The 20,356-nt window shown below is 65.9% G+C and carries 21 protein-coding genes; all 21 read left to right on the top strand.

The genetic code is table 11. The features are described from left to right. On the top strand, nt 1–1,883 hold a 1,883-nt coding region (gene ftsH, locus JWN03_RS00005), incomplete at its 5' end, for an ATP-dependent zinc metalloprotease FtsH (RefSeq protein WP_297607676.1). A gap of 145 nt (nt 1,884–2,028) precedes the next feature. Then, nucleotides 2,029–2,649 carry a GTP cyclohydrolase I FolE gene (gene folE, locus JWN03_RS00010; RefSeq protein WP_297607680.1) on the top strand — a complete coding sequence of 207 codons (621 nt, stop codon included), beginning with the start codon at nt 2,029–2,031 and terminating at the stop codon, nt 2,647–2,649. An 11-nt stretch (nt 2,650–2,660) separates the two neighbouring features. Beyond that, nucleotides 2,661–3,623, top strand: a complete 963-nt coding sequence (gene folP / locus JWN03_RS00015) for a dihydropteroate synthase (protein WP_441342917.1) — start codon at nt 2,661–2,663, stop codon at nt 3,621–3,623. Continuing rightward, nucleotides 3,620–3,994, top strand: a complete 375-nt coding sequence (folB, locus tag JWN03_RS00020; protein WP_297607685.1) for a dihydroneopterin aldolase — start codon at nt 3,620–3,622, stop codon at nt 3,992–3,994. Before folP ends, folB begins: the two co-directional genes overlap by 4 nt. Nucleotides 3,995–3,996: 2 nt before the next feature. Next, the gene (gene folK, locus JWN03_RS00025; protein WP_297607688.1) at nt 3,997–4,533 is read left to right on the top strand and encodes a 2-amino-4-hydroxy-6-hydroxymethyldihydropteridine diphosphokinase; all 537 of its coding nucleotides are present in this window, start codon (nt 3,997–3,999) and stop codon (nt 4,531–4,533) included. After that, nucleotides 4,530–5,000 carry a DUF3180 domain-containing protein gene (locus JWN03_RS00030; protein WP_297607692.1) on the top strand — a complete coding sequence of 157 codons (471 nt, stop codon included), beginning with the start codon at nt 4,530–4,532 and terminating at the stop codon, nt 4,998–5,000. Before folK ends, JWN03_RS00030 begins: the two co-directional genes overlap by 4 nt. Before the next feature lie 198 nt (nt 5,001–5,198). After that, nucleotides 5,199–6,323, top strand: a complete 1,125-nt coding sequence (locus JWN03_RS00035) for a DUF6779 domain-containing protein (protein WP_297607695.1) — start codon at nt 5,199–5,201, stop codon at nt 6,321–6,323. Nucleotides 6,324–6,437: 114 nt separating this feature from the next. Next, nucleotides 6,438–7,367 carry a Rossmann-like and DUF2520 domain-containing protein gene (locus JWN03_RS00040; protein WP_297607698.1) on the top strand — a complete coding sequence of 310 codons (930 nt, stop codon included), beginning with the start codon at nt 6,438–6,440 and terminating at the stop codon, nt 7,365–7,367. Next, complete coding sequence (gene panC, locus JWN03_RS00045; protein ID WP_297607701.1) at nt 7,367–8,293, top strand: pantoate--beta-alanine ligase; 927 nt, start codon at nt 7,367–7,369, stop codon at nt 8,291–8,293. The genes JWN03_RS00040 and panC overlap by 1 nt, the downstream gene beginning before the upstream one ends. A 12-nt stretch (nt 8,294–8,305) precedes the next feature. Beyond that, on the top strand, nt 8,306–8,728 hold the full coding sequence (panD, locus tag JWN03_RS00050; protein ID WP_297607704.1) for an aspartate 1-decarboxylase: 423 nt from the start codon (nt 8,306–8,308) through the stop codon (nt 8,726–8,728). Between the two features lie 95 nt (nt 8,729–8,823). Beyond that, nucleotides 8,824–9,618 carry a type III pantothenate kinase gene (locus JWN03_RS00055; RefSeq protein WP_297607707.1) on the top strand — a complete coding sequence of 265 codons (795 nt, stop codon included), beginning with the start codon at nt 8,824–8,826 and terminating at the stop codon, nt 9,616–9,618. A gap of 213 nt (nt 9,619–9,831) precedes the next feature. After that, nucleotides 9,832–10,449 (top strand): cysteine dioxygenase, encoded by a 618-nt coding sequence (locus tag JWN03_RS00060; protein WP_297607711.1) that lies wholly within the window; start codon nt 9,832–9,834, stop codon nt 10,447–10,449. After that, complete coding sequence (locus JWN03_RS00065; protein WP_441342915.1) at nt 10,446–10,877, top strand: rhodanese-like domain-containing protein; 432 nt, start codon at nt 10,446–10,448, stop codon at nt 10,875–10,877. The genes JWN03_RS00060 and JWN03_RS00065 overlap by 4 nt, the downstream gene beginning before the upstream one ends. Before the next feature lie 181 nt (nt 10,878–11,058). Beyond that, nucleotides 11,059–12,525 (top strand): lysine--tRNA ligase, encoded by a 1,467-nt coding sequence (gene lysS, locus JWN03_RS00070; protein ID WP_297607892.1) that lies wholly within the window; start codon nt 11,059–11,061, stop codon nt 12,523–12,525. Between the two features lie 118 nt (nt 12,526–12,643). Continuing rightward, nucleotides 12,644–13,009 (top strand): histone-like nucleoid-structuring protein Lsr2, encoded by a 366-nt coding sequence (locus JWN03_RS00075; RefSeq protein WP_297607714.1) that lies wholly within the window; start codon nt 12,644–12,646, stop codon nt 13,007–13,009. 198 nt (nt 13,010–13,207) lie between these two features. Next, nucleotides 13,208–13,831, top strand: coding sequence for an FHA domain-containing protein (locus JWN03_RS00080; RefSeq protein WP_297607717.1), 624 nt, complete (start codon nt 13,208–13,210; stop codon nt 13,829–13,831). 185 nt (nt 13,832–14,016) lie between these two features. Then, nucleotides 14,017–14,715 carry an anthrone oxygenase family protein gene (locus tag JWN03_RS00085; RefSeq protein ID WP_297607720.1) on the top strand — a complete coding sequence of 233 codons (699 nt, stop codon included), beginning with the start codon at nt 14,017–14,019 and terminating at the stop codon, nt 14,713–14,715. A gap of 157 nt (nt 14,716–14,872) precedes the next feature. Further along, nucleotides 14,873–15,832 carry an esterase/lipase family protein gene (locus JWN03_RS00090; protein WP_297607722.1) on the top strand — a complete coding sequence of 320 codons (960 nt, stop codon included), beginning with the start codon at nt 14,873–14,875 and terminating at the stop codon, nt 15,830–15,832. Between the two features lie 246 nt (nt 15,833–16,078). Next, nucleotides 16,079–18,631, top strand: coding sequence for an ATP-dependent Clp protease ATP-binding subunit (locus JWN03_RS00095; protein WP_297607725.1), 2,553 nt, complete (start codon nt 16,079–16,081; stop codon nt 18,629–18,631). Nucleotides 18,632–18,801: 170 nt separating this feature from the next. After that, entirely contained in the window at nt 18,802–19,596 is a 795-nt protein-coding gene (locus JWN03_RS00100; protein WP_297607728.1) for a phytanoyl-CoA dioxygenase family protein, read from the top strand. Between the two features lie 133 nt (nt 19,597–19,729). Beyond that, complete coding sequence (locus JWN03_RS00105) at nt 19,730–20,335, top strand: VWA domain-containing protein (protein ID WP_297607731.1); 606 nt, start codon at nt 19,730–19,732, stop codon at nt 20,333–20,335. Nucleotides 20,336–20,356 lie beyond the last annotated feature (21 nt).

Raw genomic sequence — 20,356 nt, forward strand, 5'->3', positions numbered from 1 at the left:
CCGACGTCGCCGGCTGCGACGAAGCGAAGGAAGAAGTCAACGAGATCGTCGACTTCCTGAAAGACCCCACCAAGTTCCAGAAGCTGGGCGGACGCATTCCGCGCGGCGTGCTGATGGTCGGCCCTCCCGGTACCGGTAAGACCTTGCTGGCCCGTGCCATCGCCGGCGAAGCCAAGGTGCCGTTCTTCTCGATCTCCGGTTCCGACTTCGTCGAAATGTTCGTCGGCGTGGGCGCGTCCCGCGTGCGCGACATGTTCGAAAACGCCAAGAAGCATTCGCCCTGCATCATCTTCATCGACGAGATCGACGCGGTCGGCCGCCATCGCGGCGCCGGCATGGGCGGCGGTAACGACGAGCGCGAACAGACGCTGAACCAGCTGCTGGTCGAGATGGACGGCTTCGGTGAGCGCACCGGCGTCATCATCATTGCCGCGACCAACCGTCCCGACATCCTGGATCCGGCACTGCTGCGTCCGGGCCGCTTCGATCGTCAGATCCCGGTCAGCAATCCGGATCTGGCCGGTCGCCGCGCGATTCTGCGGGTGCACTCGGCCGGTAAGCCGGTCGCACCCGATGCCGATCTGGAAGGTCTGGCAAAGCGCACGGTCGGTATGTCCGGTGCGGATCTGGCCAATGTGCTCAACGAGGCCGCGCTGTTGACGGCCCGCGAGCACGGCACGGTCATCACCGGTGCTTCGCTCGAGGAGTCGGTGGATCGCGTGATCGGCGGCCCGCGCCGCAAATCCCGCATCATCAGCGAGCACGAGAAGAAGATCACCGCGTACCACGAGGCCGGGCACACCCTGGCCGCGTGGGCGATGCCCGATATCGAGCCCGTCTACAAGGTCACCATCCTGGCCCGCGGCCGCACCGGCGGCCATGCCATGACGGTGCCCGAGGATGACAAGGGCCTGATGACGCGCTCGGAGATGATCGCGCGCCTGGTCATGGCCATGGGTGGTCGCGCGGCCGAGGAACTGGTGTTCCACGAGCCGACCACCGGTGCGTCCTCGGATATCGACCAGGCCACCAAGATCGCCAAGGCCATGGTCACCGAGTACGGCATGAGTGCCCGCCTGGGTGCGGTGCGCTACGGCGAGGACCAGGGCGACCCGTTCCTGGGCCGGTCCATGGGCACCAACTCGAATTACTCGCACGAGGTCGCCCGTGAGATCGACGAGGAGGTACGCAACCTCATCGAGGCCGCGCACACCGAGGCATGGGCGGTGCTCAACGATTACCGCGATGAGCTCGATGCCCTCGCTACCGCTCTGCTGGAGCGGGAGACCCTGCACCGCAAGGATCTCGAGGTTGTGCTCGCCACCATCGAAAAGCGGCCGCGCATTACGGCTTTCAACGATTTCGGTGGTCGCACTCCGTCGGATCGGCCGCCGGTGAAGACTCCGCGCGAGCTGGCCACCGAGCGTGGCGAGCCGTGGCCGGAGGAGCCGGTGCGTCCGGTCGTTCCGGTCGGGCAGCCCGCCAACGGTTATCCGGCGGATCCGAGTTACCCGGCCGCGCAACCGCAGTACGGCGGTTACCCGGCGGCGCCCGCACCGGTCGGTTACCCGCTGCCGCAGCAACCGCGGCATGGTGGCACGCACGGTTCGCGTCCGGACTACGGCGCTCCGGCCGGTTGGTCGGCGCCGGGCTGGCCTCCGCAGGAGGACGACCCCCAGGCGCAGCAGGGTGGTGGCGCACAGCAGCCACGTCAGGCGTACGGCGGGTGGGCACCGGCAGGCGGGCAGCGGTATCAGCCGCAGCAGCCCGGTCAGCCGGGGTACCCGCAACCCGGATACGGCCAGCCCGAGAACCCGTCCGGGCAGCAGCCTGCTGCCGAGGACGAGAACACCGAGTGGGACGGACCGAACGGGCGTCGCTGATCGCGGCCCCGATACGATCGACAGGTTCGTGGCCCGGTTCGGGTAGACCCGTTTGCGGGCGGAATGTATTCCGCCCGCAAACGGGTTGTACAGCCGCGAACACGCCGCGCTTGCAGGTGCGGCAAATCAATACAGGAGGTGTCGATTGTCGGCCAACAGCCGTGTCGTCTCCGGTCCGATCGCGATCGATACCGGCCGGCCGTTCGATCAGGCGCGGGCAGAGGCTGCCGTTCGCGAATTGCTGATCGCGGTAGGCGAGAATCCGGATCGCCCCGGACTCGCGGAAACCCCCGCGCGTGTCGCGCGGGCCTACAGCGAGATGTTCGCCGGTCTCTACACCGAACCGGACTCGGTGCTCAACACCACGTTCGACGAGGGGCATCAGGAACTGGTGCTGGTGCGCGACATCCCCATGTTCTCCACCTGTGAACACCATCTGGTGGCCTTCCACGGTGTGGCGCACGTCGGCTACATCCCGGGCGCCCACGGCCGGGTGACCGGCCTGTCCAAGCTGGCTCGCCTGGTGGATCTCTACGCCAAGCGCCCACAGGTGCAGGAGCGGCTCACCAGCCAGGTCGCCGACGCCATTATGCGCAAGCTGGATCCGCGCGGCGCGATCGTCGTGATCGAGGCCGAGCATCTGTGCATGGCGATGCGCGGTATCCGCAAGCCCGGCGCCAGCACCACCACCTCGGCGGTGCGCGGCCTGCTGCAGACCAATGCGTCCTCGCGCTCCGAGGCCCTGGACCTCATTCTGCGGAAGTGAGCGCTCCTACCATGACCGAAAGCGGTTCGCGGGGGGCACATCTGGTAGTTCCTCGCGCCGGCCGCTCGTGCGTCGTGATGGGTGTTGTGAACGTCACCGCGGATTCGTTCTCCGATGGCGGCCGGTATCTGGATGTGGGCGCGGCGGTCGCGCACGGGTGGCGGCTCTACGAGATGGGCGCCGACATCATCGATGTCGGTGGTGAATCCACTCGGCCCGGCGCCACCCGCGTGGACCCGGACACCGAGGCGGAGCGCGTGACACCGGTGATTCGCGAACTGGTTTCGCTCGGGGTGCCGACCAGTGTGGACACCATGCGTGCCCGGGTGGCCGAGGCCGCCGTCGAGGCCGGGGCGTCCGTGGTGAATGACGTCTCCGGCGGTCGTGCCGATGCCGATATGGCCAAAGTTGTTGCCGCCGCCGGTGTTCCGTGGATTCTCATGCACTGGCGGGCGGCGGCGGACTATCGCCATACCGGTGCTGCCGACCGCTACGAGAATGTGGTCACCGAGGTGCTGTCGGAATTGCGCGCTCAGGTCGATCTGGCCGTCGCGGCGGGGGTCGATCCGGGCAAGCTGGTGCTGGATCCGGGCCTGGGTTTCGCCAAGAACGCCGGCCACAATTGGGAATTGCTCGGTGCGCTACCGCAATTCGTGGCGACCGGCCTGCCGATCCTGATCGGCGCCTCACGGAAACGCTTCCTGGGATCGCTGCTGGCCGATGCCGATACGCCGCGTCCGCCCGACGGCCGGGAGGTCGCCACCGCCACCATTTCCGCCTTGACCGCCGAGCACGGCGGCTGGGGTGTGCGGGTGCACGATGTACGCGCCTCGCTGGATGCGATCGCCGTCAACGATGCCTGGCGTAATGCGGCCCGGCGGGTGTCGGCGCGCAATCCGGTGGACAGATGGACATGGACGAATCCCCGGTCCGCGCCCGGCGCACCGGGAAGTGCACAGGGAGAACAGCTTTGAGCACCGACCGCATCGAACTGCGCGGACTGCGCATTTTCGGCCACCACGGCGTCTTCGACTTCGAGAAGCGAGACGGCCAGGAGTTCGTGGTGGACGTGACGCTCTGGACGGACTTCTCGGCGGCCGCGAAATCCGACGATCTCGCCGACACCGTGCACTACGGCGAGCTGGCGGATCAGGTGGTGCGGATCGTCGCGGGCGAACCGCGGGATCTGATCGAGACGGTGGTGTCCGAGATTGCCGACGAGGTGATGAACGACCCGCGAATTCAGGCCGTGGAAGTGGTGCTGCACAAGCCCTCCGCGCCGATTCCGCATACCTTCGAAGATGTCCGGGTGGTCACGTCCCGTCGTCGAGAGTCGGAGAAGTAGCGGTGAGCCGCGTAGTCCTGTCGATCGGATCGAATCTCGGTGATCGGCTCGCGCATCTGCGCAGCGTGATCGAGGCGCTGCGGCCACGGCTGCTGGCGGTGTCGTCGGTGTATTCGACGCCGCCGTGGGGCGGGGTGCCGCAGCAGGACTACCTGAATGCCGTGCTGATCGCGGACGATCCGAACCTCGAGCCCAGCGACTGGCTGCGGGTCGGGCAGGAGCTGGAGCAGGCCGCCGAACGGGTCCGTGAAGTCCGCTGGGGCGCGCGCACTCTCGATGTGGACATCGTCTGGGCCGCGCAGCGCCGCCGCGACGGGGAGGTGCCCTGCCGCAGTGCCGACCCGACCCTCACGCTGCCGCACCCGCAGGCGCAGCATCGCGCCTTCGTGCTGGTGCCGTGGCTGGAAGTGGAGCCGGAGGCCGCGCTGGAGGTGACCGCCGGTATCCCGCAGTTGCTGCCAGAGTTGCTCGCCGCGCTGGATGCCGCCGAGGTAGACGGTGTGCGCCGCACCGAGCACATGCTGGGCTGGCCCGCGTGAAGCCGACTCGCGTACTGGATCTGTGTGCGAATGTGGCGCTGGCGGCCGTGGTCGCCTGGATCGCGACCAATGTGGCGTATTCGAGTTTTCCGCCCATCTCGGTGTTCTCGGGGGCGTCGCTGCTGCCGGTGGCCGCGCTGGAGGTGGTGCTGGCGTTCGTGATTCGGTCCCGGGTGGAGAACCGGGGGATCGGGCCGGGGCCGGGACAGTTGCATCCGATCACGGCGGCGCGGGCGGTGGCGCTGGCGAAGGCCTCGGTGCAGGTGGGTTCGCTGGTGGGCGGTATCTGGCTGGGGTTCCTGATCTGGCTGCTGCCGCAGCGACCGGAACTACGGGCGGCGGCCTCGGACACTCCGGGCGCGGTCGTCGGTCTGATCGCGGGTCTGGTGCTGGTCGCGGCGGCGCTGTGGCTGGAATATTGCTGTCGGGCGCCGATTGATCCGCCCGATGAGGCAGCTACCTCATAGTTAACATATTGCCGAGGATGATCGGCAAGGTTGAAGCCGTACCGACCAGTTCAAGCTATGTTGGTGGACATGGTTTCACCCTCCCGGAGCAGTGCTTCCCGTCGACGACGGGAGGACGCGGGAAAATTTTTCACCGGCGTTCTGCTTCTTCTCGGTCTGGTTGCCAGTGTTTTCCTGGTCTTCAGCGACAACGTCCACATGATCCGTGTGGGCCTCGTTGCGGCGCTCTGGGCGGCCGCCATCGGCGCCCTCGCCGCGACCCGTTATCGCAGGGAGTCGGCCACGGACAAGGCGAAAGTGGGTGACCTCCAGAAGGTCTACCAACTCCAGCTGGAACGTGAGGTTGCTGCGCGCCGCGAGTACGAGCTCGGCGTCGAAACCCGGGTCCGCCGCGAGATGGGCGCGGACGCCGAGGAGATGGCCGCGCTGCGCGTCGAATTGACCGTGCTGCGCGAGAGCCTGCAGCGACTATTCGACGGTGACCTGCCCTACGAGCGCCCCGCCCTGCGTGCGGATGCCGTCAGGGTCCAGGAATTGCCCAGTGCGGACAGCAAGATTCCCGGTCCGTCGGCGAACGGTAACTGGGAGAACACCCGCGACTGGGATCCGTGGTCGACGCCCGCCGATCCGGTGGAACAGGATCCGCGCAGCCGCATCACCCCGGTCTTCGACGCCGATCATCCCGAGCCGCCGGCCTTCGCCAGCCCCTTCGACGATCCGGTGACGGCGGAGACCTCCATCGTCACGCCCGAGGCGCTGGACCGCATGCGTATCCCACATCACCCGGCCGACCGCACTCGCGAATACGAGCCCCCGCACGACTTCGAGCACCTGCGGCCCTTCGAGGACGATCTCGCCACCGCTGGCGCCGCGTCGAAACCCGAAGCCGAGCAGGACGATTCGCGGGAGGACACCGACGCCGCCCGCACGGCGGCCGACGCCTTGCGCGCCGGTTCCGGTTCCACCGCGCAGCGTCCGGACAACGGCAGCGCCGAAGCGGACAAGCACACCGAACCGCTCACCGGCCTGGATCGGGAACGGCTGACGCAGGTTCCATGGTTCGAGACCGATCTCGCCGCCGCGGGCAATGCCCCGGTGCCGCCGACCGGACCCCCGGCGAATGCCGCCGCGCCACCGCCCGCGGCCCCTGAACCACAGCCGGCACCCGCCCGGTTGGCGCAGCCCGCACCGCCGGCGGCACCCATCGGCACCGCGAGTGCGCGCCGTCGACGCCGTTCCGACGAGGACGCCGGCACCGACGCCACGCGCCGTCTGTCGGTCGCGGAGATCATGGCCAACCTGCGTTCCGAGGGGGATCGATAGGGGTGCTGTAAGACATCCCACAGACGGTGGCCCCGGCGTATCGGGGCCGATATTCTCGGGCCGTAACGTCCGGTACCCGCACTGCGGGACTGGAACGACTTCGAGAGGACAAGGGTGACCTCGGACAAGGATGTCTGCGGAACCGATCTTGCGCCTGCACGGTTGACGGTGGGAATCGTCTCGGCGGGACGCGTCGGCTCCGTCCTGGGCGCGGCGCTCGAGCGCGCCGGTCATGTGGTTTTCGGTGTTTCCGCTATTTCGGACGCGTCGATTCGCCGTGCCGAGACGCGGCTACCGGACTCCCGGATCCTGCCCGCCGAGGAGGTGGCGGCCCGCAGCGAACTGCTGCTGCTGGCCGTGCCGGATAGTGAATTGGCCGGTCTGGTCGCGGGTTTGGCGGCCGCGAAGGTGGTGCGGCCGGGGACCATCGTGGTGCACACCTCGGGTGCGAACGGCGTCGGAATTCTCGCGCCGCTCACCGAATTGGGAACGCTTCCGCTGGCGATCCATCCGGCCATGACCTTCACCGGGCATGACGAGGATGTCGCTCGCCTGGCGAATGCCTGCTTCGGTGTCACCGCCGCGGACGACATCGGTTACGCCATCGCGCAGGCGCTGGTGATCGAAATGGGCGGTGAGCCGGTACGGGTCGCGGAGGAGAACCGCACGCTCTATCACGCGGCTCTGGCGCATGGCAGCAATCATCTGGTGACCCTCGTGGTGGATGCCGTAGAGGCCTTGCGCGCCGCCCTGGCCGGCCCCGGTCTGCTCGGTCAGCAGGTGATCGACGATCAGCCGAACGGGCTTGCCGAGCGAATGCTGGCACCGCTCGCATCGGCCGCGCTGGACAATGCGCTGCGGCGCGGTCCGGCCGCGCTGACCGGTCCGGTGGCACGCGGCGACGTGTCCGCGGTGGCGGCGCATCTTTCGGCGCTGGAATCCCTGGATCCCCGTCTGGCAGCGGGATATCGCGCCTTGTCATTGCGTTCGGCGGAGCGTGTGCGTGCCGATACCGCCCTGATCGATCTGCTGGAAGGTAACTGATGGACCCGAAACTGCGTGGCACGTACAAGCGCGGCGAACTGACCGTGCTGCACGATCCGGCGGTGGTCACCTCGGTTGCCAAGGCCTTGCGGTCGGTGGGTCGTACGGTCGCGCTGGTGCCGACCATGGGTGCGCTGCACGAGGGGCACCTGGAGTTGGTGCGGCGGGCCAAGCGCACCAATCAGGTTGTCATCGTGTCGATCTTCGTGAATCCCCTGCAATTCGATGCGGCCGCGGATCTGGACAAGTACCCGCGCACGCTCGACGCCGATGTGGAACTGCTGCGCGCCGAGGGTGTGGAGCTGGTCTTCGCGCCCAGCGCCGCTGAGATGTACCCGGACGGCCCGCGCACCACGGTGCACCCCGGCCGGATCGGTGACGAGCTCGAAGGTGCGGTCCGCCCCGGTCATTTCGCGGGCATGCTGACCGTGGTGGCCAAGCTGCTGCAGATTTGCCGGCCCGCCGAGGCGTTCTTCGGTGAGAAGGACTACCAGCAGCTGGCGCTCATCCGGCAGCTGGTGCGGGACCTGAACTTCGATCTGAAGATCGTCGCGGTGCCGACCGTGCGTGAGCGGGACGGCCTGGCGCTGTCCTCGCGCAATCGTTTCCTGGATCCGGTGCAGCGCGAGCTGGCCACCACCCTGTCCGCGGCGCTGGCCGCCGGTCGTCATGCCGCCGGCCTCGGCCCGGAAGCCGTTCTGACAGCGGCGAATTCGGTGCTGGCGGCCGCACCGGACATCGACCTCGACTACCTGGAGCTGCGTGGCTCCGATCTGGGTGCGGTGCAGGCCAGCGGCAATGCGCGCCTGCTGGTCGCGGCCCGGATCGGCAGCACCCGCCTCATCGACAATCTGCCCGTCACCCTCGGCACCCCGATCGACGGCAATCCGACCACCCCCGAACAGCCCGCTGCGGCAACCCGTTAGGAGGCAACGCCGATGTTGCGCACCATGATGAAGTCCAAGATCCACCGCGCCACGGTGACCCACGCCGACCTGCACTATGTCGGATCGGTGACCGTCGACCAGGATCTGCTGGACGCCGCCGATCTGCTGGAAGGCGAGCAGGTCTGCATTGTCGACATCACCAACGGCGCCCGCCTGGAGACCTACATCATCGCGGGGGAGCGCGGCAGCGGTGTCATCGGAATCAACGGCGCCGCAGCACATCTCGTCAATCCGGGTGATCTGGTGATTCTCATCGCCTACGCCATGATGGACGAGGCCGAGCTGCAGGCGTACGCCCCGCGCGTGGTGTTCGTCGACGACCGCAACCGGCAGGTGGAACTGGGCAGCGATCCGGCGCACGCGCCGGAGGGCTCGGATCTGATCTCGCCGCGTTCCCTGACCTTCGCGAACTGAACGGCGGGGCGGGCGCAGCCCGAGCGGTCAAGCCCGAAGGCGGCAGCGGAGCGTAACCACGTAGGGCTCCGCTCAGGCGAAGGAAGGATACAGCCATGCTGCTGACCATCGATGTCCGCAATACCAGTATCGAGCTGGGCCTGTTCTCCGGCAGCGGGGAGCACGCGAAGCTGGTGCGGCACTGGCGGACCCACACCAACCCCCTGCTGACGGCGGACGAATTCGCGCTGCAGGTGCGGGGGCTGATCGGCGCGGACGCCGATCAGGTGGTGGGCGTTTCGGCGCTGTCCACGGTGCCGCCGGTCCTGCGCGAGCTACGCGAGATGCTGGGCCGCTATTGGGAGCACGTGCCGCACATTGTGGTGGAACCCGGTGTGCGCACCGGTATTCCGCTGCTGGTGGACAATCCCAAGGAGGTGGGCGCGGACCGCATTGTGAATTGTCTTGCCGCCTATCACCGTTTCCAGAGCCCGGCGATCGTGGTGGATTTCGGTACCGCCATCTGTGTTGATCTGGTGTCGGCCAAGGGTGAGTTCCTCGGCGGCATCATTGCCCCCGGTGTGGAGATTTCCACCGAGGCCCTGGTGGAGCGCAGTGCCCTGCGTCGCGCCGAGCTGGCCCGCCCGCGTTCGGTGGTGGGCAAGAACAGCATGGAGTGCATGCAGTCCGGTGCGGTTTTCGGATTCGCCGGCATGGTGGACGGTCTCATCGATCGCATTCGCGATGAATTCGATATTTTCTCCGGAAGTGATCACGCGGTAGTGGCGACGGGTGCGACGGCGCCGCTGATCGTCCCGGAGTCGGAGACCATCGACCACCACGAACCGCATCTGACGCTCGACGGTCTGCGCCTGGTCTACGAGCGCAACCAGCAGCGACGGCTGCGCTGACATCGTGTGGGCGGAAAGAATGCAGACCTTATGGTTTGTGACGCAGTCCTCTGCCGTGGGTGCTATTGCTCCGCGGCGACGGCCTGCTAAGCTCGCCCACGTGTATTCCCGTGTGAGCATCCAGGAGTGTTGTCGAGGCTGATTCGCCTCGGCTTTGTCGAGGTTGCGTTTTCAAGCCCTCGACCGTAAAACACACTTCTTGGAGTTTCGCCCATGCGATCTTCTCTGCTCCCTGTCGCCGATTCGGCTGCTGTTCCCGCACGCACTTCGCGGCTGCTGCCCGAGGTGACCGAACGGGCCACCGCTTCCGCGCTCCCCACCCGGCTCCGTCCCGCCGACCTGTTGCGTCTCACCGACGAAGGCGCCGAGGACACCCTGGCCGGCCGCTACGATCACCTGCTGCCCGCAGACGGCCTCTGGCCTGTCGAAAAGCGCTGGGCAGTACGGCTTCTCACCGATGACGAAGTGGATCTGTGGCTGATCAGCTGGGTGCCGGATCAGCGCACCGAATTGCACGATCACGCCGGTTCGCTGGGTGCGCTGACCGTGCTCTCCGGCGCGCTGTCGGAATTCCGCTGGAACGGTACGGAACTGCGTCGCCGCACCCTGACGGCCGGTGACCAGGCGTCCTTCCCGCTGGGCTGGGTGCACGACGTGGTGCGTGCCCCCGAAGCGGAGGCCGGTATCTCCGGTCCGCTGGATCCGACATTGAGCGTGCATGCCTATTCCCCGCCGCTGACGGCCATGTCCTATTACGAGGTCACCGGTCACGGCACCCTGCGGCGCACTCGTTCCGTCCTCACCGACCAGCCCGAAGGCGAACTCGAATGACCCACTTGACGATCGACGGCATGCTCGCCGAGGCGCGCGAGCGGCTGCGACGGCTGTATCCGGTGGAAATACCCCAGGCCATTGCGCGCGGCGCGCTGCTGGTGGATATTCGCCCGCAGGCGCAGCGATTGCGCGAGGGCACGCTGCCGGGCGCACTGGTGATCGAGCGAAATGTTCTCGAATGGCGGCTCGATCCGACCAGTTCGGCGCGTTTGGCGCTCGCCGACGACCACGATCGGGAGTGGATAATCGTCTGCTCCGAGGGTTATACGTCCAGTTTGGCGGCGTCCTCGCTGCAGCAGTTGGGTCTGCGCCGCGCCACTGATCTGGTGGGCGGATATCAGGCATTGAAAGCGGCCGGACTGCTCATGGTCGCGGCCACCGCACCGCACTTCGAGCGTGAGGTCGCGACACTCGCTTGGCTCTAGTGCATCCCGTGAGAGCGAGCCGGGCACAGTTTGCCCGGGCGGCGGATTAAAGGATTTCCGCCGCAAAGTAGGCTAGAGCCCCGTGAGCACCCCCACCCCCTCTTCTCCCGCTGGCAACACGTCCCCTGCAGGTCAAAACCGTACTACGGTCGCGGCCGTGGAACAGGATGTCCCGGAGCAGATGCGGATTCGCCGCGAGAAGCGGGAGCGGTTGCTGGCCGAGGGGCGTGAGCCCTATCCGGTAGTTGTCGGGCGCACGCACAGCCTCGTCGAAATTCGTGCCGCATACCCGGATCTGGCAGCCGATACGCAAACCGGTCAGCAGGTCGGAGTTGCGGGTCGCATTATTTTTCAGCGCAATAGCGGCAAGCTGTGTTTCGCCACTCTGCAGGAGGGTGACGGCACCAAGCTGCAGGCGATGATCAGCCTCAATGGCGTCGGCGCCGAGTCGCTGGCGGCCTGGAAGGCCGATGTGGATCTCGGCGATTTCGTATTCGTGCACGGCGAGGTGATCGCTTCGCGCACAGGCGAATTGAGCGTCATGGCCGACGGCTGGGAGATGGCGGCCAAGGCGCTGCGCCCGCTGCCGGTGGCGCACAAGGAGATGAACGAGGAATCGCGCGTCCGGCAGCGCTATGTCGATCTGATCATCCGCCCGGAGGCCCGGGAGATGGCCCGTACGCGGGTCAACGCGGTGCGTGCGCTGCGGAATACGTTGGAGCGCAGGGGTTTCCTGGAGGTGGAGACCCCGATGCTGCAGACCATCCACGGTGGCGCCGCCGCGCGCCCGTTCGTCACGCACTCCAATGCGCTCGATCTGGAGTTGTTCCTGCGTATCGCACCGGAGTTGTTCCTGAAGCGCTGTGTGGTGGGTGGCATCGAGAAGGTCTTCGAGATCAACCGGAACTTCCGGAACGAGGGCGCGGACTCCACCCATTCGCCCGAGTTCGCAATGCTGGAAACCTACGAGGCGTACGGCACCTACGACGATTCCGCGAAGATGATGCGGGAATTGATCCAGGAAGTCGCGCAGGAGGTCTACGGCACGCTGCTGGTGACGCTGGCGGACGGTACCGAATACGATCTGTCGGGCGAGTGGACCACCGTCGAGATGTACCCGTCGCTGTCGGAGTCGATCGGTGTGGAGGTCACGCCGGAAACTTCCGTACAGGAATTGCTGGCACTTGCCGATCGCGTCGGTCTGGAAATTCCGCAGGACAAGGGCTACGGTCACGGCAAACTGGTCGAGGAACTCTGGGAGCACGTCTACGGCGACAAGCTGTACGCGCCGACTTTCGTGCGCGACTTCCCCGTGGAGACCTCTCCCTTGACACGTCAGCATCGGAGCAAGCCCGGAGTTACCGAGAAGTGGGACCTGTACGTGCGCGGCTTCGAACTCGCTACCGGATATTCGGAACTGGTCGATCCGGTCATCCAGCGGGAACGTTTCGAGGATCAAGCGCGTTTGGCCGCTGCGGGTGACGACGAGGCCATGCGGCTGGACGAGGACTTCCTTGCCGCGATGGAGTACGGGATGCCTCCGACGACCGGAACGGGTATGGGAATCGACCGGTTGCTCATGGCCCTGACTGGCTTGGGAATCCGGGAAACGATACTCTTTCCAATTGTGCGTCCGGCAGCTCGTTAGAGTTCGCTGGATTGCATTGTCGGTACCCGTTCTGGGACTATCGAATTTAGCGGTATTCTAGTTTTGGGTAATCGGCCTAACTATGCGGGTCGCACGATTTCGAGAGGACGTTCATCTCATGGCAAAGAAGGTCACCGTTAGCCTGATCGACGATGTCGACGGTGAGTCCATCGCGGACGAGACCATCGAGTTCGCAATCGATGGCGTCTCGTACGAGATCGACCTGTCGACGACTAATGCGTCCAAGCTGCGGGACGGTCTGGAGGTTTGGGTCTCGAACGCGCGTCGCGTGAGCGGCCGGCGCCGCACCAAGGCCGCCGTTGCCGGCGCCACCACGAGCCCGAAGAGCCGGGTTTCGATCGACCGTGAACAAAGTGCGGCGATTCGCGAATGGGCGCGCCGGAATGGGCACAAGGTGTCGGCGCGTGGTCGTATCTCCGCGGACATCACGGAGGCTTACAACAAGGCCGCGTCGAAGAACTAGTTTTTTTGCGACTGCCGCTCGGGTGTTTCGTGCGAGCCCGGGCGGCAGTGGTGTATTTATACGCTTTGCGTATAACTGGTATGGGGTGATGGTTTCCCATATCCGTGGCACGATCTTGCTCGCGCCGACCCGGCACGGCACCATTGAACCTGTGCGAACGATGTCACTGGCTGGGCGTAGAGACGAGGTATCGGCGCAGTGACCGCATTTCACGGTTCCTTCCTGCGGGTCAAGGATCATGAGGGCAGTCAGCACGAGCTGATGCTGACCCCTGATCAGCCGCGCATCACCATCGGCCGCTCACCGCAGGCCGATCTCTCCCTCGCCTGGGACGTCGAGGTGTCGCGACTGCACGCGACCGCCGAATATCTGGGCGCACACTGGACCATCGTCGATGACGGCCTCTCCCGCAACGGCACCTTCATCAATGGTGATCGCCTGGTCGGGCGGCATCGGCTGCAGCCCGGCGACGTCATCCGGATGGGCACCTCGCGGGTCACCTTCCACGATTTCAGCGGCGCCGCAGGCGATGTCACGCAGACCTCCACCGGTGGCCTGCCCACACTGCGCTCGCTCACCGAAACCCAGCGGACCGTGCTCATCGCGCTGTGCCGCCCGCTGCGCGGCAATGACGGCTTCGCCTCACCGGCCTCCAATCAGCAGATCGCCGCCGAGCTGTTCCTCAGCGTGGATGCCATCAAGACCCATCTGCGCACGCTCTTCGCCAAATTCGGCGTCGAGGATCTCCCGCAGAACCAGAAACGGGTCCGCCTCGCGAATCTCGCCATGCAGAGCGGCGTCATCTCCGAACGAGACCTGTAACCGTCTCCGGCGCATGACCGCCCCGTCATCCCGGCAGGCTTTTGGCCGGGATCCACACCTCTGAGACGAATGCTGATGTCCGCGAGCTTCTGAACGATGTCGGCTCGCACCGCGGAACGCTTGACTGGAAGTCGTTGCTCCCCCGGGGAATCCGGGGTGACGAAGACCCGGTCGAGGAGATTTCGATGTTTGCATTTCGCACGATTGCCCTGGTAGCGGCCACGCTGGCGACCGGCCTGGTCGCGGGAGTGTTCTACGCCTACGCGATTTCGGTCATGCCGGCGCTGCACCGCACCGACGACCGCTCCATGATCGACGTGATGCAGAAGATCAATGTGGTCATCGTCAATCCGTGGTTCATGTTCAGCTTCATGGGGGCCGTCGCGTTCACGGTGCTGGCGGCGGCGCTGCATCTGGGCAAGGATTCCCGCACCACGCTGATCTGGATCGCAGTCGCCTTGGTACTCAATGTGATTGCGTTCTTGATCACCTCCGGCCTGAACGTGCCGCTCAACAATCAGCTGGCCGCGGCGGGCGATCCGGCGCAGATCGGCGACTTGGCCGCGGTCCGGTCGCAGTTCGAATCCTCCTGGGTGGCTTGGAATATCGCCCGCGCCGTCCTGCACACCCTGGCCTTCCTGGTGCTGATCGGCGGGTTGTTCGTAGCGGGCATGCAGCACGGCAGCGCGAATGCGGCCGCGCTCCCGGCCGGTGGCGCGGTGGCGAGTGGGTTCGGCGGCCAGCCGGTGCGCGGCGGCTTCGCGGCCCCCATCGCTCAGGTTCCGGCGCAGGGTTTCGCTCCGGCACAGCCGCAGTTCGCTGCCGCACAGCCGCAGTTCGCTTCGGCTCGACCGCAATTCGCTCCGGTTCCGGGGCAGCGATAGCCGAGCTTGCTTCCGGCGGGGACCGATTCCGGTCCCCGCCGGTTTTGCTGTGCGACAGCGCTGTGTAACAGGTTTCAGAACTTACCCGCCAGTAAGCCTCTCGACAGAAGTGAATTCCGATTAGCTTGTTGGAACACGTTCTAATTTGGGAGGGCTCATGCGTCGTGCGCTGCTGCGCCGGTCGCCGGGATCGCTGTTGATCATGGCAATGCTGGCGGTGTTGTCGATAGGGGTGAGCGGCACAGCCCGTGCCGACTATCCGGTCACCTTCAACTTCTTCGCGGGGATCCCGTACGAGCTCACCAATCCAGGCGGCTCCATGCCCGGTTCGAACGATTGGTCCTGTAAGCCCACCGCCGTGCATCCGGACCCCGTGGTGCTCGTGCACGGCACCGCCGGTGGCGCACAGACCAACTGGGGCGCCTACATCCCGCTGCTGGCGAACGAGGGCTACTGCGTCTACTCCCTGACCTACGGCAGCCTCGAGGTGCCGTGGCCGCTGTCGGCACTGGGCGGCATGAAGTCGATCGAGTCCGAAGCCGCCGAACTGGGCGGCTTCGTGGACCGCGTGCGCGCCGCCACCGGCGCTCCCAAGGTTGATCTCATCGCCCATTCGCAGGGCAATATCGTCGGCAATTACTTCATCAAGCGGGCCGGCGGCTCCGGTGAGGTGGACAAGTTCGTGGCCATCTCGGCGCCCTGGCTGGGCACCTACGGCGACGGCATGGGTGTCGCCCGGACCTTCGCGCGGGCGCTCGGCGTGAACGATCTCGATGCGGCGCTGGGCGGGACAGGCGTCTGCCCGGCCTGCTCGGAGATGACCGGTGGCAGCGCCTTCATGGCCGCCCTGGACGCCGACGGCGTCTACGACCCGACCGTTTCGTACACGAATATCGACACCGCCTACGACGAACTGGTCGTGCCGTTCACCAGCGGTCTGGTGCCCGGGCCGAACGCGGTGAACATCCAGGTGCAGAACGGCTGCCCGACCGACTTCTCCGATCACCTGGCCATCGCGGGCAGTCAGCGGGCGGCCACCTTCGCGCTCAATGCCCTCGACCCGGCGCATCAGCGTCCGGTGCCGTGCGGCTTCATCCCGCCCTTCACCGGGGCATAGTTCGTGTGTTCGCTGTGGGCGTAGCCGGGATGGAAACGATCCCGGCTACAGGCCCGTTATGAGGGAATGAGTCGTACTGTCGCCGGTTCGCAATAGGGTGGACGGACGACGTGCGTGACCCTCGCCAACTAGAGTGGAGGCGGGGGATGCAACCCCAGGGCTTCATGGCAGGCTGGCGACCAGAAGGGCAGCACAGGGTCTGAAGCGCCGGATGCCGTAGCAAGCGGAGCAGGAAGTGAGGGAGCGATGTTCGAGAGGTTCACCGACCGCGCGCGGCGGGTCGTTGTCCTGGCCCAAGAAGAGGCCCGGATGCTCAACCACAACTACATCGGCACCGAGCACATCCTGCTGGGCCTGATCCACGAGGGTGAGGGCGTCGCGGCGAAGTCGCTGGAATCCCTTGGTATCTCGCTGGAGGGTGTGCGGTCGCAGGTCGAGGAGATCATCGGGCAGGGCCAGCAGGCGCCGTCCGGTCACATCCCCTTCACCCCGCGTGCCAAGAAGGTTCTCGAGCTGTCACTGCGCGAAGCGCTGCAGCTCGGCCACAACTACATCGGCACCGAGCACATTCTGCTCGGCCTGATTCGCGAAGGCGAAGGCGTCGCGGCTCAGGTGCTGGTCAAGCTCGGTGCCGATCTGAATCGTGTGCGTCAGCAGGTTATTCAGCTGCTCTCGGGATACCAGGGCAAGGAGCCGGTCGAAGGTTCAGGTTCGCGTGGCGAGACGGGTACTCCGTCCACCTCGCTGGTGCTCGACCAGTTCGGCCGCAACCTCACCCAGGCCGCACTCGAAGGCAAGTTGGACCCGGTCATCGGCCGCTCGAAGGAAATCGAGCGCGTCATGCAGGTGCTGTCTCGCCGCACCAAGAACAACCCGGTGCTGATCGGCGAGCCCGGTGTCGGTAAGACCGCTGTGGTCGAGGGCCTGGCACAGGCCATCGTCAACGGCGAGGTGCCGGAAACGCTGAAGGACAAGCAGCTGTACACCCTCGACCTGGGTTCCCTGGTCGCGGGCAGCCGCTACCGCGGTGATTTCGAGGAGCGCCTGAAGAAGGTGCTCAAGGAGATCAATACCCGCGGCGACATCATCCTGTTCATCGACGAGCTGCACACCCTCGTGGGTGCGGGCGCGGCCGAGGGCGCTATCGACGCGGCCTCGATCCTCAAGCCCAAGCTGGCTCGCGGTGAGCTGCAGACCATCGGTGCCACCACTCTCGACGAGTACCGCAAGTACATCGAGAAGGATGCCGCGCTGGAGCGTCGTTTCCAGCCGGTGCAGGTGGGCGAGCCGACGGTCGAGCACACCATCAATATCCTCAAGGGCCTGCGCGACCGCTACGAGGCGCACCACCGGGTTTCCATCACCGATGGCGCTCTCGTTGCCGCGGCCACGCTGGCCGATCGGTACATCAACGATCGGTTCCTGCCGGACAAGGCGATCGACCTCATCGACGAGGCGGGCGCGCGCATGCGCATCCGCCGGATGACCGCACCGCCGGACCTGCGCGAATTCGACGACAAGATCGCCGATGCCCGTCGCGAGAAGGAAAGCGCTATCGACGCGCAGGACTTCGAGAAGGCAGCACGCCTGCGCGACAAGGAGAAGCAGCTCGTCGCCAAGCGTGCCGAGCGCGAAAAGCAGTGGCGCTCAGGTGATCTGGACGTCGTGGCCGAGGTCGACGACGAGCAGATCGCGGAGGTGCTGGCCAACTGGACCGGTATCCCCGTCTTCAAGCTCACCGAGGAGGAGACCACCCGTCTGCTCCGCATGGAAGATGAGCTGCACAAGCGGATCATCGGCCAGGAGGACGCGGTCAAGGCCGTCTCCAAGGCGATCCGCCGTACTCGTGCCGGTCTGAAGGATCCGAAGCGTCCGTCGGGCTCGTTCATCTTCGCCGGTCCCTCCGGTGTCGGTAAGACCGAGCTCGCCAAGTCGCTGGCGAACTTCCTGTTCGGCGATGACGATGCGCTCATCCAGATCGATATGGGCGAGTTCCACGACCGCTTCACCGCCTCGCGGCTCTTCGGTGCCCCTCCGGGCTACGTCGGCTACGAGGAGGGCGGCCAGCTCACCGAGAAGGTGCGGCGTAAGCCGTTCTCGGTGGTGCTGTTCGACGAGATCGAGAAGGCTCACCAGGAGATCTACAACACCCTGTTGCAGGTCCTGGAGGACGGCCGTCTGACCGACGGTCAGGGTCGTACCGTGGACTTCAAGAACACGGTGCTGATCTTCACCTCGAACCTCGGCACGTCGGACATCTCCAAGGCTGTCGGCCTGGGCTTCGCCCAGTCCAATGCCCAGGGATCGAACTACGAGCGGATGAAGCTCAAGGTCAACGACGAGCTGAAGAAACATTTCCGCCCGGAGTTCCTGAACCGCATCGACGACGTGATCGTGTTCCACCAGCTCACTGCACCGCAGATCGTGCAGATGGTGGATCTGATGATCGGCCGCGTCGCCACCCAGCTGCGCAACAAGGATATGGCGATCGAGATGACCGATCAGGCCAAGAGCCTGCTCGCGAAGCGTGGTTTCGACCCCGTGCTCGGCGCCCGTCCGCTGCGTCGCACCATCCAGCGCGAGATCGAAGATCAGCTGTCGGAGAAGATCCTCTTCGGCGAGCTGAGCGCCGGTCAGAGCGTCCTGGTGGATGTCGAGAACTGGGACGGCGAAGGCCAGGGCGAGAACGCCAAGTTCACCTTCCACGCGAAGGCGAAGCTCACCAAGAAGAGCGACGCTGTGGAAGATGAGCCGGTTGTTGTCGCCGCCGGTGAGGCAGCTGCCGCCTCCGGCGAGTAAGCATTAGCCCGAAAGCCCCTCTCACACTCTGTGAGAGGGGCTTTCGGGTGTCCGGGGCCCGTATCGCCGCGCGGGGCACCCAAATTGGGTGGGGGTTCGATCCTCGAATATTGGGTGGCGATTCGATGCCCGAATAGTCGATCCTCGGGGGAGTCGAACGAAGGGATCGCATGCTTACCGACGATCAAGTGGAAGCTTTCATCTCCGATGGCTTCGTGAAAGTCGAGGGGGCTTTTCCGCGCGAAACAGCCGGGCGCGGCCGCGAAATCCTCTGGCGCGCCACCGGATGCGATCCGGACGACCCCGCCACCTGGACCCGATCGGTGATCCGCCTGGCCGACCACGCGGAGGAACCCTTCGCGCAGGCAGTCAACGCCCCGGCCCTCCTCGAAGCCTTCGGCCAATTGGTCGGCTCCGGCCGCTGGCTCCCGCGAAACAGCCTCGGCGGCTTCCCCATCCGTTTCCCGAGTTCCGAATCGCCGGGTGACGACGGCTGGCATATCGATGCGAGCTTCCCCGGCGACGGCCCCGCCGGCGACTACATCCAGTGGCGAATCAATGTGCAGTCGAAGGGCCGAGCCCTGCTGATGCTCTTCCTCTTCTCCGATATCGACGCAGAAGATGCCCCCACCCGGATTCGCGTCGGTTCCCACCTACGCCTTCCGAACGTCCTGGCTCCGTACGGCGAACCGGGCGTCAGTATGTCCGCGCCCGACCTCATCGAGACCTACAACGCCACAGCCGATCTGCCCCAGGCCCTGGCCACCGGCCGGGCCGGCGACGTCTTCCTCTGCCATCCGTTCCTTGTTCACGCCGCCCAACCCCACCACGGCCGCAATCCCCGATTTCTCGCCCAGCCCCCACTCCTGCTCCGCGAACCATGCGTCCTCGACCGACCGGATGATGTGTATTCGCCTGTGGAGCAGGCCATTCGGCGCGGACTGGACATTGGGGCCGTCCGCTAGCGCCGCGAAAATCGGAGGCGGGGGTAGGGGTTCGGGCGTACGGTGGGTGAGGTTCGCGAGAGTCGTTCCGGGGGTTCGTATGACAAATTCTGATCTGACGCTTATTGCTGTGCTGCTTGATCGTTCGGGGTCGATGCAGTCGATCAAAACCGATACCGAGGGCGGGTTCGGCGCCTATATCGAGCAGCAGCGGGAGGTGCCGAAGCGGATCGAGGTGACCCTGGCTCAGTTCGATACCGAATATGAGCTGGTGTACGCGAATCGGCCGCTGGCGCAGGTGCCACCGCTGCAGTTGCAGCCCCGGGGGATGACGGCGCTGTACGACGCGGTGGGGCGCTTGATCACCGATGTGGGGAGCGAGCTGGCAGCGCGGGGCGAGGCGGATCGGCCGGGAACGGTCATTCTGGTGGTGCTCACCGACGGGCACGAGAACTCCAGCAAAGAGTGGTCGCATGCCGCGGTGAAGGCGCTGATCACCCAGCAGCAGGACACCTACCACTGGAACTTCCTGTTCCTCGGGGCCAATATCGACGCCGTGGCCATCGGTACCGATATGGGCTTCTCGGCCCGTCAGTCGATCACGTATGCCGCTGCTCCGCAGGGTGTTTCCGGTGTGTTCCGCGCGGCCTCGGCCTACTCGGCGCGGCTGCAGGCGCCGCCGCCCGCTCCTGGTTCACCGGCCCCGCAGGATGCTGGTTTCACCGATGACGAGCGTTCCCAGTCGAATCCGGGTCGCTGACAAGGCTCGATACTGTTTACC

Origin of the sequence: Nocardia sp., from assembly GCF_025465275.1 — a bacterium.
Lineage (GTDB): Bacteria > Actinomycetota > Actinomycetes > Mycobacteriales > Mycobacteriaceae > Nocardia.